The sequence below is a fragment of the Niveispirillum sp. FG156 genome (assembly GCF_057809555.1).
In genome coordinates, this window is the sequence record NZ_JBMDKE010000025.1 from 22,196 (window position 1) to 39,607 (window position 17,412).

At 64.9% G+C, this 17,412-nt stretch carries 14 protein-coding genes; 9 read left to right on the forward strand and 5 right to left on the reverse strand.

The window, feature by feature from the left end; genetic code table 11:
* Nucleotides 1-144: 144 nt before the first annotated feature.
* The 3 genes from ACODSP_RS16715 to ACODSP_RS16725 are packed head-to-tail and all read left to right on the forward strand — an operon-like array spanning nucleotide 145 to nucleotide 3,858.
* Nucleotides 145-2,127, forward strand: a complete 1,983-nt coding sequence (locus ACODSP_RS16715; RefSeq protein ID WP_488966696.1) for a hypothetical protein — start codon at nucleotides 145-147, stop codon at nucleotides 2,125-2,127.
* 47 nt (nucleotides 2,128-2,174) lie between these two features.
* On the forward strand, nucleotides 2,175-3,392 hold the full coding sequence (locus tag ACODSP_RS16720; protein ID WP_488966697.1) for an MFS transporter: 1,218 nt from the start codon (nucleotides 2,175-2,177) through the stop codon (nucleotides 3,390-3,392).
* Between the two features lie 52 nt (nucleotides 3,393-3,444).
* Complete coding sequence (locus ACODSP_RS16725) at nucleotides 3,445-3,858, forward strand: hypothetical protein (protein ID WP_488966698.1); 414 nt, start codon at nucleotides 3,445-3,447, stop codon at nucleotides 3,856-3,858.
* On the opposite strand, the gene ACODSP_RS16730 is transcribed toward ACODSP_RS16725, so the two are convergent.
* Genes ACODSP_RS16730 through ACODSP_RS16740 form a run of 3 tightly spaced genes read right to left on the reverse strand, consistent with a single transcriptional unit; the run spans nucleotide 3,842 to nucleotide 6,452 of the window.
* Complete coding sequence (locus ACODSP_RS16730) at nucleotides 3,842-4,372, reverse strand: HutD/Ves family protein (protein ID WP_488966699.1); 531 nt, start codon at nucleotides 4,370-4,372, stop codon at nucleotides 3,842-3,844. The two genes, ACODSP_RS16725 and ACODSP_RS16730, sit on opposite strands and share 17 nt — an antisense overlap.
* Nucleotides 4,369-5,100: a histidine utilization transcriptional repressor HutC gene (hutC, locus tag ACODSP_RS16735; RefSeq protein ID WP_488966700.1), complete on the reverse strand. Its 732-nt coding sequence runs from the start codon at nucleotides 5,098-5,100 to the stop codon at nucleotides 4,369-4,371. The genes ACODSP_RS16730 and hutC overlap by 4 nt, the downstream gene beginning before the upstream one ends.
* Entirely contained in the window at nucleotides 5,097-6,452 is a 1,356-nt protein-coding gene (locus tag ACODSP_RS16740) for a formimidoylglutamate deiminase (RefSeq protein ID WP_488966701.1), read from the reverse strand. The genes hutC and ACODSP_RS16740 overlap by 4 nt, the downstream gene beginning before the upstream one ends.
* A 131-nt stretch (nucleotides 6,453-6,583) precedes the next feature.
* Here ACODSP_RS16740 and ACODSP_RS16745 point away from each other — a divergent pair, with 131 nt between their 5' ends.
* The 5 genes from ACODSP_RS16745 (at nucleotide 6,584) to hutU (ending at nucleotide 12,380) form a co-directional block, all read left to right on the forward strand.
* Nucleotides 6,584-6,769, forward strand: a complete 186-nt coding sequence (locus ACODSP_RS16745) for a hypothetical protein (protein ID WP_488966702.1) — start codon at nucleotides 6,584-6,586, stop codon at nucleotides 6,767-6,769.
* Nucleotides 6,759-7,964, forward strand: coding sequence for an imidazolonepropionase (gene hutI / locus ACODSP_RS16750; protein WP_488966703.1), 1,206 nt, complete (start codon nucleotides 6,759-6,761; stop codon nucleotides 7,962-7,964). Before ACODSP_RS16745 ends, hutI begins: the two co-directional genes overlap by 11 nt.
* The gene (gene hutH / locus ACODSP_RS16755; protein WP_488966704.1) at nucleotides 7,964-9,508 is read left to right on the forward strand and encodes a histidine ammonia-lyase; all 1,545 of its coding nucleotides are present in this window, start codon (nucleotides 7,964-7,966) and stop codon (nucleotides 9,506-9,508) included. Before hutI ends, hutH begins: the two co-directional genes overlap by 1 nt.
* Nucleotides 9,509-9,710: 202 nt before the next feature.
* Nucleotides 9,711-10,538: an N-formylglutamate deformylase gene (gene hutG / locus ACODSP_RS16760; RefSeq protein WP_488966705.1), complete on the forward strand. Its 828-nt coding sequence runs from the start codon at nucleotides 9,711-9,713 to the stop codon at nucleotides 10,536-10,538.
* A 171-nt stretch (nucleotides 10,539-10,709) separates the two neighbouring features.
* Nucleotides 10,710-12,380 carry a urocanate hydratase gene (gene hutU / locus ACODSP_RS16765; RefSeq protein WP_488966706.1) on the forward strand — a complete coding sequence of 557 codons (1,671 nt, stop codon included), beginning with the start codon at nucleotides 10,710-10,712 and terminating at the stop codon, nucleotides 12,378-12,380.
* An 85-nt stretch (nucleotides 12,381-12,465) separates the two neighbouring features.
* On the opposite strand, the gene ACODSP_RS16770 is transcribed toward hutU, so the two are convergent.
* Nucleotides 12,466-13,398, reverse strand: coding sequence for a hypothetical protein (locus ACODSP_RS16770; protein ID WP_488966707.1), 933 nt, complete (start codon nucleotides 13,396-13,398; stop codon nucleotides 12,466-12,468).
* Complete coding sequence (locus ACODSP_RS16775; RefSeq protein WP_488966708.1) at nucleotides 13,395-16,226, reverse strand: tetratricopeptide repeat protein; 2,832 nt, start codon at nucleotides 16,224-16,226, stop codon at nucleotides 13,395-13,397. Before ACODSP_RS16775 ends, ACODSP_RS16770 begins: the two co-directional genes overlap by 4 nt.
* A gap of 148 nt (nucleotides 16,227-16,374) precedes the next feature.
* Between ACODSP_RS16775 and ACODSP_RS16780 the strand changes: the two genes are divergently transcribed.
* Nucleotides 16,375-17,406, forward strand: coding sequence for an adenylate/guanylate cyclase domain-containing protein (locus tag ACODSP_RS16780; protein ID WP_488966709.1), 1,032 nt, complete (start codon nucleotides 16,375-16,377; stop codon nucleotides 17,404-17,406).
* Nucleotides 17,407-17,412 lie beyond the last annotated feature (6 nt).

A 17,412-nucleotide genomic window follows, 5' to 3' on the forward strand; every position in this document is an offset into this window, starting at 1 on the left:
CAGGCGGGCGAGGGGCGAAACAAGGTTCATCCCCAACTTTCGCCCCTCACCCACGAAGGTGGGAGAGGGAGGGGCCCGTTGGCGCCAGCCAACGGGAGGGTGAGGGCAAACCCGCCACCACCGCCCCCCCAACGGAGCCCGCCCATGCCCCGCCTGACCCGCCTCGGCAAGACCCTGCCGCTGCTGGCCCTGCTTCTGGCGGGTCCCGCCTGGGGGGAGGATGCGCTGCGGTTCGACCTGACGGCCGGGCAGCATCAGAACCTGTTCCAGCGTGACGGCCCCGTTTCCGCCCATCTGGTGGCAGGCGCGGGCCGGATCGTGGTGGCCTTTCCCGCCGGCAATACCGGGATCGGCCTGTGGACCGATGCCAAGGCGGCGATCACCGCCACCGCCCTGTCTCCCCTGACCATCCCGGACACCAGGGGCCACCCACTGCACGGCATCAAAACCACGCTGGAAATCGCCACCCAGACCCTGACCCTGCGTCAGACGATCCTCTCCAGCATCCGGGTCCTGCGGGACTTTCAGCACTCCTCCACGCGCCAGCCCCTGGTCGAAACCACCCCCACCATCGATGGCACCACCATCCATTGGCAGCGCGACCGTCTGGACGGCGCCCCCGGCCTTATGCTGGCCCTGACCCTGTTGAACGGCACCGCCAAGGCCAATCCCGACGGCACCGTCACGCTGACTACCCCCGCCCCCGCCCTGCGCCTGACACTGACGGCGGCCAGCGGGGAAACACCGCTGACCCCCATCGCCCTTTCCGACCTGCTGACCGAAAAGGCCGCCCCGGACACCAAGGCGCGGCAGGTGCTGGATTTCCTCAGCTACCGGGAAAAGCTGATGGCCGGGTCCTGGGCTTACAACACCTATTTCGGGCGCGACACGCTGATGTCCCTGCGCCTGCTGATGCCAGTCCTGAAACCTGCTGCCATCGAGGCCGGGCTGGGCGCTGTCCTGGAACGGCTCAGCCCGACCGGCGATGTCGCGCATGAGGAGGATGTGGGCGAGTTCGCCGTCCTGCGCCATCGCCTGGAACAGGGCAGCAGCAGCGCCGATCCCCTCTTCGATTACAAGATGGTCGATGATGATCTGATGCTGGCCCCCATCCTGGCCGATTATCTGGAAAGCATCCCCGCCCGCGACGCCCAGCTGTTCCTGGCGCGGCGCACGCCGTCGGGGGACGCTTACGGCACGCTGCTGGCCCGCAACCTGTCCTTCGTCCTGGCCCGTGCCGCCGCCTTCGCCGCCAACCCCGTCGCCACCAACCTGATCCCCCTGCCGGCGGGACAGAAGGTGGGCGACTGGCGCGACAGCCAGGAGGGGTTGGCCGGTGGCCGCTATTCCTACTCCGTCAATGCCGTGCTGGCCCCGGCGGCGCTTGCCGCCATCACCCGCCTGCACAAATCCGGCCTTATATATCCCTACAGCCGTGACCTGTCACGGACCGAACCCCTGGCAAGGGTCTGGGCGGACAAAGCCCCCGCCCTGTTCACCGTCACCATCCCGGCCACAGAAGCGCAGGCCGCCACCACCCGCTTCGCCGCCGAACTGGGCATCCCAACGACACCCCTGCCCGCCGGCCCGTTGCGTTTCGACGCGCTGGCCCTGGATGATACCGGCAGGCCCCTGCCCGTGATGCATTCCGACACGGGCTTTGCCCTGCTGTTCCTGACCCCGGATGCCGCGACGCTGGACCGTGCCATCGCCCCCCTGCTGCACCGCCTGCCTGCCGGGCTGATGACCGATGCCGGCATGGTCGTCGCCAATGCCGCCTGGGCACCGGCCCCCATCCGGGCCGAATTCGGCCCCGGCTACTATCATGGTGCCGTCATCTGGTCCTGGCAGCAGGCCCTGATGGCTGCGGGCCTGGAACGGCAACTGGCCCGCACCAACCTGCCCACCGCCACGCGCACCCGCCTGCAATCGGCGCAGCGTGCCTTGTGGCAGGCGATCCGTGCCGTCCCGGCGGATCAGCGGACGTCGGAACTCTGGTCCTGGGCCTATGGCGATGGCAACTTCACCTATCGCCCCTTCGGCCAGGGTGGCGGGGATCAGACGGAATCCAACGCCGCCCAGCTTTGGAGCACGGTCTATCTGGCCGTCAAACCACCGGCACTTTGACAAACGGCGCCAAACCAACAAGAACGGAACAGGGAAGGATATGAGGCATGCGCAACGGACGGGCGGTACTGGCGGTGGGATTGACCTATGTGGTCTTTGCCATGCTGTTGAATGCCGTGGGCACGGTCATCCTGCAATCGATCCAGAGCTTTGGCGTGACCAAGCTGGAGGCAGGAAGGCTGGAGGCCTACAAGGACCTGCCCATCGCCATCACCAGCTTCATCGTCGCCAGCTTCCTGCCCCGCATTGGCTATCGCCGCGCCATGATCGCCGCCCTGGTTCTACAGGGGCTGGCGGCGGCCCTGATGCCGTTCCTGTCTTCCTTCTGGGCCATGAAGCTGATGTTCTTCTGCATCGGCGTCGGCTTTGCGCATGTGAAGGTGGCGGCATATTCCTCCATCGGCCTGCTGACGCGCGACAAACAGGGCCATGCCAGCCTGACCAACATGATTGAGGGCGTGTTCATGCTGGGCGTCCTGGGCAGTTACTGGCTGTTCAGCCTGTTCGTGAACCATGACAACCCCGCCGATCCGTCCTGGCTGAATGTCTATTGGGTCCTGTCCGCCCTCGCCTTCGCCGCCGCCGCCCTGTGGTCCGTGACGCCGCTGGATGAAAGCGAGGCCCATGCCCCCGACGCCAAGCCCGGCGTGCAGCAGATGGCGCGCCTCGCCGTCACCCCCATCGCGGTCGTGTTTCTGGCGTCCGCCTTCCTCTATGTCCTGATCGAACAGGCCATCGGCACCTGGCTGCCCACCTTCAACGCGGAGGTGCTGCACCTGCCCGCCGCCATGTCGATCCAGGCCACCTCCATCTTCGCCGCCGGCATCGCGCTGGGCCGGCTGGGGGCGGGCGTCGCCCTGGCCCGCATCGGCTGGTTCCCGTTCCTGGCCTTCTGCCTTGCCGCCATGACGGCCCTGGTCCTGCTGACCCTGCCGCTGGCCGACGGCGTACAGCCGATGGCAGAGGCCAACTGGCTTTCCGCCCCCATCGCCGCCTTCATGCTGCCCTTGATCGGCCTGTTCATGGCGCCGATCTACCCGGTGATCAACTCCGTCATCCTGTCGGCCCTGCCCAAGCATGAGCATGCAGCCATGACGGGCCTGATCGTGGTCTTCTCCGCATTGGGCGGCACCTTCGGCTCATTCGTCACCGGCTTCCTGTTCGACCGCCTGGGCGGCCATACCGCCTTCTACATGGCCCTGGTGCCCATGGGTGCCATCGCCGTGACCCTGTTCCTGCTGGACCGGCGGACGCGGGCGGCATAGATCATGACATCAGGCAATGCCGGGCGTACACCCGGATGCTGAAGGAAGCAGGATGACAGGCGCAGACCATCCGAAGCGATATCATGATCATTCCCTGGCCGGAATCCGGTACGGGAAGGACGGCACCATATCGCTTTTAATCAGAGGTCCCGACGATATCGAGCGTGTGATCATTCTCGACGATGTTGAGCATTTCCTTGTGTCCGACCTATTGGCCGGCAACATCATCGATACAGTGAAAAACGTCACGATATCGCCCGACAATCGGGCTTGTATCGCCGCATCCTTTCAGGAGATCGGCAGCCAATATTACGCCGACGACACGTGCCGTCATTTGGCGCTGTCCCCGCGAATCCTGGGAAAGCTCTTCGTTTCATTCAGCTCCAGCTATGGGGTTGAGATCAGGGCAATCGTCGGCGGAATGCGGGAAGTCGGCCCCGGCGCCATGGTCACACATACCGGATGATGATCAGCAGCCCCGCCCCATCGCCCGTCACCGTCGCCACATCCTCCGGCCCGACCAGCAGCGCATCCCAGGACCTCAAGCCCCGATAGCCCCCGTCCAGCGCCAGAAGCAGCCGTACCGCCGGCACCCCGCCCAGCGCCACCGGCCCGCGCACGCGTGCCACCGAATGGCTGAAACGCCCGCGCCGCGTCATGACATTCAGATCATGCACCGGCCCGCCGCTGACCACGGCCTGCACCACCTCCCCGCCATCAAAGGCGAACGGCGCGCTGTCGGGCGTCAGCACATGGCCGTTCAGCGCCATCGACCCGCCCGACAGCAGGGTCAGCGTCCGGTCGATGCCGGGAAAGGCGGAGAACGGCCCGTCCCCGTCCACCCGCGCGATGGAGACGCGCCAGTCGAAATCCGACAGGCCCGCCTTTTCCGGGAAGACGGCCACCGTCGCCGTCTCGCCCCCGCCATTCTTCCACGCGGTCCAGGGGCGATCCGCCGCGCGCAACAGCAACCCGCTCATGCCGCCCCCCCGGCGGCCCCGGTGAACCGCGCCACCAGATCAAAGCCTTCGCCGGGAAACACCTGCCTGACATGGGTGATGGGCTGATCCCCGCGCCAGGTGCGGCGGTCCAGCAGCAGGCAGGCCGTGCCCTCCTCCACGCCCAAGGCGCCTGCCAGCCTCCCGGCGGGGGCGGCGGTGATGCGATGCTCCGCCTCCGTCCAGGGCACATGCGCCAGCAGCCAGGAACCGGGCGCCACCTGGGTAAAGTCAACGCTCGCCGCGTCCGGCACCGCCTTCAGGCTGATCAACCGCTCCTCCACGGCAAAGGGCACGCCATCGGCCAGATGCCGGCAGGTGAGCGCCAGCACCTTGGCCCCACGCGGTGGCCGCATCCGGTCGGGATCGACCGACACTGCCGGTAACACGTCGCGCGACAGCAATTCCAGGCGGTAAATTTGCCCCCGCCCCGTCACTTCCGCCTGGATATCGGGGATGGCCAGCGCCGCCATATGGATCTGCGGGCGCGACACAAAGGTCCCCGCCCGTTTGCGCCGCTCCAGCAGCCCTGCCTCCACCAGCCCCGTTAGCGCCTTGTTCACCGTCATGCGGGCGCAGCCATAGCGCGCCATCAGCTCATGTTCGAACGGGATACGGTCGCCGGCCTTCAACGTGCCCGACAGGATCGCCCCTTCGATATCGGCCCGGATGCGGGCATGCAGCGGTGCGGCATTCTCAGTCACGCTCATGACAGGATGGTTCCCAGCGCCAGACGGTAACGCGCGGCGACGGCGTCGCGCACGATATGGCGGCCTCCGCTTACCACGCGCCTGCCCCGCCGCCAAACCCCGTCCACCATGCGCTGCCCTGCAAAGATGAACCCGTCCAGCAGGGCATCGCCGCGCCGGGCCGCCAGACTGGGCTGTGTCGCATCCAGGGTCACGAAATCCGCCGCCGCGCCAACAGACAGGCCAGCATCCTTCTGCCCCAGCGCCCGTGCCCCGCCGGTCAGCGCGCCGTCGAACAGCACCCGTCCGGTGGAGGGCGTATCGGCGCGGCCCAGCACATTGCGCGCCCGGTGGGCCAGACGCTGGGCATATTCCATGCTGCGCAGTTCTTCTGCGGCATCGATCAGGACATTGCTGTCCGACCCGATGCCGAACAGCCCGCCTGCCGCCTGATAATCACGGCCATTGAAGATGCCATCGCCCAGATTGGCCTCGGTAATGGGGCACAATCCCGCCACGGCCCCGCTTGCCGCCAGCTTCGCTGTCTCCGCCGCATCCATATGCGTGGCATGCACCAGACACCATTGCCCATCGACATCGGCATGATCGAACAGCCAGGCCACGGGCCGCTGCCCGCTCCAGGCATGGCAATCGGCCACTTCCTTGATCTGTTCGGCGATATGGATATGGATGGGACCACCCGCCGCCAGGGCGGGCACGAAGGACAGGCTGTCCGGCGTGACGGCGCGCAGACTGTGCGGCGCCACGCCCACCAACCCGTCGGGCAGGGTGGCGATGGCGGCCCGGCTAGCCTCCACCACGCGCGCGAAACCGTCGATGCTGTTGATGAACCGCTTCTGCCCCGGCCCCGGTGCCTGCCCGCCAAACCCACCATACTGATACAGGACCGGCAGCAGGGTCAGGGCGATCCCCGTTTCCGCCGCCGCCGCCGCCAGCTTCGCCCCCATCTCCGCCGGATTGGCATAGGGGACACCATCGACATCCTGGTGGATATAATGGAACTCACCCACCCGCGTGAACCCGCCCTCCAGCATCTCGACAAAGGCCATGGCGGCAATGGCCTGCATCTCGTCCGGGCCGATCCGGTGGGCGAAGCGATACATCACCTCCCGCCAGGTCCAGAAACTATCCTCCCCCGGTCCCCGCACCTCCGCCAGCCCCGCCATCCCGCGCTGAAACGCGTGGGAATGCAGGTTGGGCAGACCCGGCAGGGCGATGGCATGACGCTCATCGGTGGGTTCAGGGGCGGTGCCAGCGGTGACAGATGCGATCACCCCGCCCTGCTCCACCACCCGCACCCCGTCCGCCCATCCGCCCGGCAGCAGCGCCTGCTGGAACCAGAACCCGGCCATCACCCACACCCCCAAATTTCATCTCGGGCCCCATATTAATGTATAGACATTAATTATGTATAGACATAAAAGAGGGGAAAACAGGCGCGCAGACGCCATGATGAACGGTTCAGCGGGGAAAAGGGTCGGACATGCGGCATGGGTTTTTCGATCACACGCTTCTTTCCCGTCATCCCGGCGAAAGCCGGGACCCAGGGGTCACGGGCACGATGATCGGGTTCCCCCGCTACTACGCTGCTGAACGCTCGGGCGCCTGGCCCCTGGGTCCCGGCTTTCGCCGGGATGACGAGGTGCGGGATGAACCCCATGCACGCTGACCACCTCTGGACCCACGCGCGCCTTGCCACCATGCGCCCCGACCTGCCCGGTCTGGGGATCGTGGAGGATGGGGTGATTGCTGCGCACAATGGCCGCATCATTTTCGCCGGTTCCAAGGCCGACGCCCCCGCCTTCACCGCCACGCAAACCACCGACTTGAGCGGTCGCTGGGTCACCCCCGGCCTGATTGATTGCCACACGCATCTGGTCCATGCCGGCGACCGCGCGCATGAATTCGAACTGCGCCTGCAAGGTGCGACGTACGAGGAGATTGCGCGGGCCGGCGGCGGCATCGTCTCCACCATGCGCGCCACCCGCGCCGCCACCCTGGATACGCTGATCTGTCAGGCGCTGCCCCGCCTCGACGCCCTGCTGGCCGAAGGGGTGACGACGGTTGAGGTGAAGTCCGGTTACGGCCTGACGCTCGCGGATGAGGTAAAGATGCTGCGCGCCGCCCGCGCTCTGGCTGACCACCGCCCTGTCGATGTCGCCACCACCTTCCTGGGCGCCCACGCTGTTCCGCCGGAATATGCCGACGATCACGACGCCTATATCGATCTGGTCTGCCGCACCATGATCCCGCATGTGGCGCAGCATAAGCTGGCCGATGCCGTGGACGGGTTCTGTGAGGGCATCGGCTTTTCCCTGGCCCAGGTCCGTCGCGTCTTCCATGCCGCAAAGGCCAATGGCCTGGCCCTGAAACTCCACGCCGAACAGCTATCCAACCTAAATGGTGCGGCCCTGGCCGCCCAATGCGGGGCGCTGTCCGCCGACCATCTGGAACATGTCGACGAAGCGGGCGTGCGCGCCATGGCGCAATCCGGCACCGTCGCCGTCATGCTGCCCGGCGCCTATTACTTCACGCGCGACACCAAGCTGCCGCCCATCGACCTGTTCCGCCTGCACGGCGTGCCCATGGCGGTCGCGACCGACTGCAACCCCGGCACGGCCCCGCTGACCTCGCTGTTGCTGTCGCTGAACATGGCCGCCACCTTGTTCCGGATGAGTGTGGAGGAATGTTTGGCCGGCGCCACCCGCGTTGCGGCCAAGGCGCTGGGACGCCACGCCGATATCGGCACGCTGGAAGCCGGCAAGCAATGCGACCTCGCCATCTGGGACATTGAGCGTCCCGCCGAACTTGTTTACCGCATGGGGTTCAACCCCCTGCATGCCCGTATCCACAGGGGGATCTGATGCCGCAATCCATGTCCGTCACGCTGCGCCCCGGCGCTGTCAGCCTGGGCGAATGGCGCCGCATCTATAATGGCGCCGCCGTGACGCTGGACCCCGCCTGCCGCCCGGCGGTGGAGCGTTCCGCCGCCACCATCGCCCGCATCATCGCCAAGGGCGACCCCGTCTATGGCGTGAATACCGGCTTCGGCAAGCTGGCATCCGTCCGCATTGCTGCGGAAGATCTCGAATTGCTGCAACGCAACATTGTACTCTCCCATGCCGCCGGCGTGGGCGATCCGATGCCGCGCAATGTCCTGCGCCTGATGATGGCGCTGAAGCTGGCCAGCCTGGGTGTGGGCGCGTCCGGTGTGAAGCCGGCAACGCTCGACCTGCTGGAAGCGCTGCTGACCCACGACATCCTGCCCGTGGTCCCGGCCCAGGGTTCGGTGGGCGCATCGGGCGACCTCGCCCCCCTGTCCCACATGGCAGCGGCAATGATCGGCCATGGGGAGGTCATCGCCAACGGCACCCGAATGAAGGCGGCGGACGCGCTGAAGGCCGCCGGCCTGTCCCCCCTGACCCTGGGGCCAAAGGAAGGCTTGGCCCTGCTGAACGGCACCCAATTCTCCACCGCCTATGCTTTGGCCGGCCTGTTCGAAGCCGAACGCCTGCACGGCTCCGCGCTCGCCACCGGTGCTTTGTCCACCGAGGCCGCCAAGGGCTCCGACACCCCCTTCGACCCACGCATCCATCTGCTGCGCGGTCACAAGGGTCAGATCGCGGTGGCCGACACGCTGCGTCGCCTGATGGACGGCTCCGCCATCCGCGCCTCGCACCGCGAAGATGACATCCGTGTCCAGGACCCCTACTGCCTGCGCTGCCAGCCGCAGGTGATGGGGGCGGCACTGGACCTGCTGCGTCAGGCGGGCCAGACGCTGCTGACGGAGGCCAACGCCGTCTCCGACAATCCGCTGGTGTTCGCGGAGGATGACAGCGTGCTGTCCGGTGGGAATTTCCACGCCGAACCGGTGGCGTTTGCCGCCGACATGATCGCCATGGCGGTGTGCGAGATCGGCAGCCTGTCCGAACGCCGCATCGCCATGCTGGTGGACCCGGCCCTGTCCGGCCTGCCCGCCTTCCTGACGCCGAAGCCGGGCCTGAATTCCGGCTTCATGATCCCGCAGGTCACCGCCGCAGCCCTGGTTTCGGAGAACAAGCAGCGCGCCTATCCAGCCAGCGTGGACAGCATCCCCACCTCGGCCAACCAGGAAGACCATGTCTCCATGGCCGCCCACGGCGCCCGCCGCCTGCTCTCCATGGTGAAGAACGCCGACAGTGTAGTCGCCATCGAATATCTCTCGGCAGTCCAGGGCTGCGACTTCCACGCCCCCTTGACCAGTTCGACCGTTCTGGAATCCCTGCGGACCACCCTGCGCAATGTCGTCCCCACCCTCACCGACGACCGCTATTTCCACGCCGACATCGACACCGCCTTGACCCTGGTCCGCACTGGTGCCCTGATCAGGACGGTGACGACGGGCGGTGTGGAACTGCCGAGTGTGTGAGGACGGGTGCCCCCTCACCCTCCCAAACGCTGACGCGTTCGGGCCCCTCCCTCTCCCGCAAGCGGGCGAGGGGCGAAAACTTCTTCCCTCGCCCACGAAGGTGGGAGAGGGAGGGGCCCAAGCCTGCCAAGGCTTGGGAGGGTGAGGGAACAACCGATCCCAAGGCAAAGATAACCCCGCCCCGGAACAGGAGAACCCAACCATGGACCAGGACTGGCTGATCATCCATCAGGGCACCGCGCCCCTGATCCTCTCCATCCCGCACGCGGGAACGGAGATCGACTGGGCGTTGGAGGACACGCTGGCCGATCCCTGGCGGGCGCGCAAGGATGCCGACTGGTGGGTGGGGCAGCTCTATTTCTTTGCCCGCGACCTGGGCGCCACCATCGTGCAGACTAGCCTGTCGCGCACCATGATCGACGTGAACCGCCCGCCCGACGGTGCCTCCCTCTATCCTGGACAGGCCACGACCGACCTTTGCCCGCTGACCACGTTTGACGGTGAACCGCTCTACAATCCCGGCCAGGAACCCGACGCGATGGAGGTGTTGCGCCGGCGCGAACTGTTCCACGCTCCCTATCACGCCGCCTTGATGCTGGAAATCCTGCGCCTGCGCCGCACGCATCCGCGCGTCGTGCTGTATGATTGCCACTCCATCCGGTCCTGGGTGCCGCGCCTGTTCGACGGGCTGCTGCCGCATTTCAACATCGGCACGTTTGAGGGCAAAAGCTGCGATCCCGGCCTGACCCGCGTGATTGAGGCGGCGTGTGACGCCACACAGTTCACCCACGTCAGCAATGGCCGCTTCAAGGGCGGCTACATCACCCGCCATTACGGGCAACCCGCCAAGGGCGTGCATGCGGTGCAGATGGAACTGGCGACGCGCGGCTACCTTCTGGAACCCGACGACGATCCCACCCCCCATAATTGGCCCCCCGCCTATGACACGGCCTATGCCGCACCCATGGAAAAGGCCCTGCGCACCATCCTGACCGCCTGCATCGGCTGGGCGACGGACCCCAAGGGGTGATGCCTCCCCACCGTCATCCCCGCGCAAGCGGGGACCCAGCGAGAGCAGCGATAGCTGCGACATGACTCATATCGGCGCTAACTGCGCCTCACGCTGGGTTCCCGCTTGCGCGGGAATGACGTTTGGGGGGCAGGTCAACTCAACTCAGACGGCCCCCAAATAACCGAGGACATGATGAGCCGCATCGACAATACCCGCCTGATCCGCGCCCCCCACGGCACCGACCGCACCGCCAAGTCCTGGTTGACGGAGGCCGCCTTGCGCATGCTGATGAACAACCTCGACCCCGACGTGGCCGAACGGCCAGAGGAGCTGGTGGTCTATGGCGGCATCGGCCGGGCCGCGCGCGACTGGGCCAGTTTCGACCGCATCGTCGCGGCGCTCCGCGATCTGGAGGATGACCAGACCCTGCTGGTGCAATCGGGCAAGCCGGTCGGCGTGTTCCGCACCCATGCCGACGCCCCGCGCGTCCTGATCGCCAATTCCAACCTCGTCCCCCACTGGGCCACGTGGGACAAATTCCATGAGCTGGATGCCAAGGGCCTGATGATGTACGGCCAGATGACGGCGGGTAGCTGGATCTATATCGGCACGCAAGGCATCGTCCAGGGCACCTATGAGACGTTTGTGGAGGTGGGCCGCCGTCATTATGGCGGCAGCCTGTCTGGCCGCTGGATCCTGACCGGCGGTCTGGGCGGCATGGGCGGGGCACAGCCGCTGGCCGCCGTGATGGCCGGTGCCTCCTGTCTGGCTGTGGAGTGTCAGCCCTCGCGCATCGACATGCGCCTGCGCACCGGTTACCTGGACCGCGCCACCGACAGCCTGGATGAGGCACTGTCCATCATCGATGAAAGCTGCAAGGCCAAGAAGCCCGTTTCCGTCGGCCTGCTGGGCAATGCGGCGGAAGTCTTCCCCGAACTGGTCCGCCGGGGCGTGCGCCCCGATGCCGTCACCGACCAGACGTCTGCCCATGACCCGATCAACGGCTACCTGCCCGCCGGCTGGACCCTGGACCAATGGCTGCGGGCGCGCGAGGAAGACCCCAAATCCGTGGAAAAGGCGTCCCGCGCGTCCATGGCGGTACAGGTCCGCGCCATGCTGGATTTCTGGAAGGCCGGCGTGCCCACGCTCGATTACGGCAACAACATCCGGCAGATGGCGCTGGAAGAGGGCGTCACCGACGCCTTCGCCTTCCCCGGCTTCGTGCCCGCCTATATCCGCCCGCTTTTCTGTCGCGGCATCGGCCCCTTCCGCTGGGCGGCCCTGTCGGGCGATCCGGAAGATATCTACAAGACCGACGCCAAGGTGAAGGAACTGCTGCCCGACAATGCCCACCTGCATAACTGGCTGGACATGGCGCGGGAAAAGATCAAGTTCCAGGGCCTGCCCGCCCGCATCTGCTGGGTCGGCCTGGGCGACCGCCACCGTCTGGCACTGGCCTTCAATGAGATGGTGGCCAAGGGCGAGCTGAAGGCCCCCGTGGTCATCGGTCGCGACCATCTGGACAGCGGCTCCGTCGCCTCGCCCAACCGCGAAACAGAGGCCATGCTGGACGGTTCCGACGCCGTCTCCGACTGGCCCCTGCTGAACGCCCTGCTCAACACCGCATCTGGTGCCACCTGGGTATCGCTCCACCATGGCGGCGGCGTCGGCATGGGCTTCTCCCAGCATAGCGGCGTCGTCATCGTCGCCGACGGCACCGACGCGGCGGCCCGCCGCCTGGGCCGCGTCCTCTGGAACGACCCCGCCACCGGCGTCATGCGCCACGCCGACGCCGGCTACGACATCGCCAAGGACTGCGCACGGGAAAAGGGCCTGAACCTGCCGGGGATATTGGGGTAAGGGGGCCACGCTCCCCACCCGTAGCGCGGATTAGGCAACGCCGTAATCCGCGGAAACCCCGCACCCGCGCGGGTCCTCCCCGCCCTCACCCCTGCCCGGCGGGCGGGGGCGACGCGTTCAGCTTGTCCTGCAACTGCGCCAGCATCGATTTGGTGCTTTCCCCCTGCGCCAGCCATTCGCGGTGTTCCACCGACAGATGTTCATGCAGCGCCGCCACCCACAGTTCCAGCGCGTCTGCATCGCCTGCCTGCACCTTGGGCCGCACCTTTGCCAACAGCGCCTGTATCTCCATCAGGCTGTCCCAGGTCCGGCGATACCGCTCGGCATTGCGCAGATCCTGGCCCATGGCCTCCTGCGTGGTGACAAGGCTGGCCAATGTCGCCCCGAACACACCAAGCACGGGCACCCAGGGGGCGACAAACCCGCTGAACAGCGTTCCAACCGCCCCCAGCCCCACCGCAATGGAACCGGCCTTCAGCAGCAACCTGCCATGCGCACGATGCTCCTTGCCCCGCCCCTCATAATAGCGAAGCTGAACCTCCAACTGAAACCGGCGGATATAGTCCAGGGCGTCCAGAAGCAGCGCGGCATCCCCGCCCTTCACCGCAGCAACCACAGTGCTGAAATAGGCCAGCCGCCGACTTTCGGCCTTGGCCCTTTGTGTCATCCACTCCTTCAGCAATTCCCCGCTGCGCAGATAGTGAAGCGAGGCCATCGCCACAAACCCCGCCAGCCCACCCAGCACTGCCAGCGTGGCGGCAACCCAACCCGGCCAAGCCTCCGGCACCGCCAAGGCCACCGCCGCCAGGAACGTCGCCAACGCCGCCCCCACATTGGCCCTGCGCGCGTGACCTCGAAACTCCCGCTGATTGGCCACCGCCTCATTATCCGCCACCTCGAACAATCTGACAGCGGTCGCCACCTCCGCCCCCCGCAAAATCCCCGCTAGCGCCGGTGCGTCTGCGGCGATGTCATCGGCATGACGGGTGGGGGAGAGGAGGTAGTCGTGGTTTGTCATTTGGGGCCTGCGGATTGCATCTGCTGAAGGGTTTTGGCGAAAGCTTCTGTGTGGGGGTGACTGGTGCCTAATTTGCGAGCTGCACTTAAATAGGTTGCTCTCATCAAAGAGAAAGCTGACCTCAGTTCACCCAACTGCCAAAGAGCACACGCCAAATTACCCATTGAAATCAGGGTATCAGGGTGTTCTTTGCCAAGCACTTTCTGACGTAGCACCAACACTTCGGACATCATATCTAGGGCATTCTCACAATCCCCTCGCCCCCACATGGCATTTGCTAAGTTATTCATACTAATCAGTGTATCTGGATGCTCGCGCCCAAGTTCTCTTTGACGAATATTAAATACATCAGTCAGTATTTTGCATGATTCATCATATTTTTTCTGACTCATCAGCGTCGAAGCAAGATTATCCATGGAAGTTAATGTGTCAATATGATATTCACCAAGTACAATACGCCTTAAACTAAGGACTTTTTGTTCGAGTTGTCGAGCAGATTCAAAATCCCGCTGATTCCATAATGTGTTTGCAAGATTACTCATAGTCATTAAAGTATCTGGATGATCTTCCCCAAGTACGTCTCGCCGCACCTCCAACAAATTCTCTTCCATTTCTCGAGCCTTCTGAAAATCACCGAGCATCCGGATTGTACTAGATAGATTATTTATTATAGACAAAGTATCAACGTGCCTTGCCCCCAAAAACTCATGTCTATATTTCAAAACCTTATTTTCATATTCATATGCTTCTTGAAAACTCCCCATATCTTTAAGCGATTTTGCCAAATTATTCATGCAGATGAACGTGCGCGGGTCAGTTGGGTCTAATTTATGTTGGTATGTTTCCAGAAGCTCCCTCTCAAGCATTGCGGCCTCAAGAATATTACCATTTATCCTAAGGGCGTTTGCTAAATTACCTTTACTTATTAGGGTGTCCTGGTGTTTTTTTGGAAGAGTTCGAACGCGAATATTATAAACAAAATTCAGAATATTTAGAGCCTCTTTAATATCCCCTCCATTAAGCATGGCAGCGCCCAAATTATTGGCACTTAATAACGTTAGAGGATGTTCTGAACTGAGCTCCGAAAGGAAAAAACTGTATTGGCGGCGATGTATTTCAGAACTCATGTGATATGCGCCACGTTCCCGCAAGAAAGAACCGATCCGGCCTAACAGTTGTGCCGTTTTCATATCCTCCACCGTTTCCACCAGCGCCAGTGCATGAGGCAGGAGGGGAGCCAGCCGGTTATGTTCGCGGATATCTTCCGCATCCCGCATCGCCCCAATCATCACTTCCACCACCATCCGCCGCATCTCCACACTGATGGGTTGGTGTAGGCGGATGGTACGGGTGACCAGGATGTGGGCGGCGATACTCTTGTCATCCAGCCGTTCCAGCAGCCCCTCATCCGCCGCCGCATCAAGAGGCAACGCTGCGACCAGCGGGCTAATAGGTTTCCCCTCCCCAATCGCGGCCATCAGGGAGACAAGGAAGTCACGGGGGATCGGTTCGACGGCCAGCAGAGAGACCAGTTGCAGCACCTCCTGCGCATCCGGGTCTAGGCGGGTGATGGAATGTAGCAGGGTAGCAGCCACACTGGCTTCATGCCCATTGGGCAGGTCCTTGGCCATTTTGGCGGCCAGGTCGAGCGCGTCCCGTGTCGGGTTCTGCAGTTCGTTCAGCATCTGGGCATAGGTAACGCGAACCAGCGCCGCCCCCGTCACATCCACGGCCAGGGCATGATTGCCCAACACGCCCAAAATCTCCTTTGCCGCCACCACTTCCGCCGCATCCCTCGGCTTCTGCCGGCTGGTCAGCAGTTCAAACGCAGTGTCATCATCCAATTGTTCCAGCGGTATGGCCTGACCATTGCCACTCCATCCCCCGCTGCGACTGGTGATCAGGGTCCGGCCCTTTCCCGTGGGGGCCAGCCAGTGGCGTAACAGCTCCGCCCCGGCCCCCACCGGCAGATCATCAACAACCCAGAGATAGGAACCCACCACTTCCAGATGCCGCCGCAGCATCCCCTGCACCACAGGAAGTGCCTGCCCTTTGATCTCCATCCCCAACCGCTGCGCCAGATCCAGCATCTGGCCCTGATATTGCTGCTCCGGCGTGGTCCTTGTGTCCGGCGGGCTGGCCGACAGCCAGAAGATGCCGCCGGGATAGGCAGCACCGAAACGCAGGGCATATTCCTCGGCCAGCAGGGATTTGCCGATGCCGCCCATGCCATGCACCCGGACCAGATCATTGCCCGCCGGCTTGCCGGAAATGACGGCCAGATCACCGGCAATCAGGCCGTTATGAATGTCCCACAGCTCCCGTATCCGGCCCACGAAGCGGTTGGACCCGCTGCGGCGGGGACCGGCGGGCCAGGGCGGGGCCGTCAGGGCGCGGATATGGGCAAAGGGCGACAAAGCCCGGTCCACCGCATCGCGCACCCGCACCGCCAGTTCCACCACCGCCCCGCGCCCCGACAGATGCTGGCAATCCTTCAGATGCGCCTGTCCCACATGGGCCGTACCCTCCACCGGGTTCACGACCAGCAAGCGCTGCCCGACCTTGCCGCCCTCCTGCTGTGCCGCCAGATAGGCGGCGGTCAGTTCCCACTGGCAGGGGCGCGACAGGGCATAGGCAGGCGCGTACCAGGCCAGCAGCACACGCGACTGCGCCAGCCCGTCCACGATACTGCCCGTCACCGGCGTGCCGTCGGCAATCTCCCTGACATCCATCCAGACCGACAGGCCCAGCGCCTCCAGTGCCTGTTTCAGGGCGGTCACCGGCCCCTGCTCGGCCCGTGGATAGGATAGGAAGATGTCGTAGACCACGCACCACCCCGCGCTGCATATCCCGGCAGCCTAACAAACCGCTGGACCGGATGCACGCACGATGCACCTGTGACAGCCCTCATTGCATCCGTTGGGGCGCATGATAGCGTGGGGCGACTTCCGCCCCCCGCCTCCCGGTGCCCGCCCCATGGTCTCCCTGCCGGAAAGCTCCGCCCTTCCCACCCCGTCCACCCCCGTCTGGCGGCATGTCCGCGCCTGGGTCCTAGTGCTGCTGATCGGCAGCACGCTGGGCTTTCCCATCGCGCATTGGGCCGGCGTCTCGCTGCCTGTCTCCATGGTGCATGGGGCCTTTATCGGCGGCCTGTGCCTGGCCTTCAAACATGGGCTGCTGCTGCGCCGATTGCGCGACCGGATTGCCGATCTGCCGCGCGGGCGCGCCCTGCTGGCACTCTACGCTGCCTATATCATGCTGATCCTGCTGGGCATCGCGCTGGCCCTGACGGTGGAGGAAATGGTGGGCATGGATGGGGATGACGGCCCCAATATCGATTTCTTCCAGGTCTTCACCTATGCCGCCGCCTCCGTCATCCTGCTGCTGCTGTTGGACCAGAGCCGCAGCCTGATCGGCAATCAGGTGTTCTTCGCCCTGATCACAGGCCGTTACGCCCGCCCGCTGGAGGAACAGCGCCTGTTCCTGGCCATCGATATGGCCAATTCCACGGCCCTGGCGGCCAGGCTGGGCGACCGGGAGGCGATGCGCATCGTGGGTCGCTTCCTGTACGCGCTGGGGGAGCCGGTTCGCGCCCATGGCGGCTCCATCGACAAATATGTGGGCGATCAGGCCATCATGAGCTGGCGATTGACCCCGCAACGCCCCGACGCGCCGGCCCTGGCCTGCGCGCTCGCCATCCGCCGCACCCTGACGGCGCTGCGGCGGGATATGGGGGTGGAACTGGGCTTCCGCATCACCCTCCATGCCGGGCCCGTCATCGTGGCACAGGTCGGTGATCAACGCCGTGAGATCACCTATTTCGGCGACACGATCAATTCACTGTCCCGCCTGGACGCCATCGCCAAGGAGGCGGGCCGCGACCTGATCCTGACCGCCGATGGCTGGCAGCGCTGCCGCCCCGTCCCCGGCGTGCCCCCCCTCCCCCTCGGTCCCGTCACCCTGCGCGGACGGGAAGCACCGCTGGAGATTCTGGGGGTGGAGGGGTAACCATCG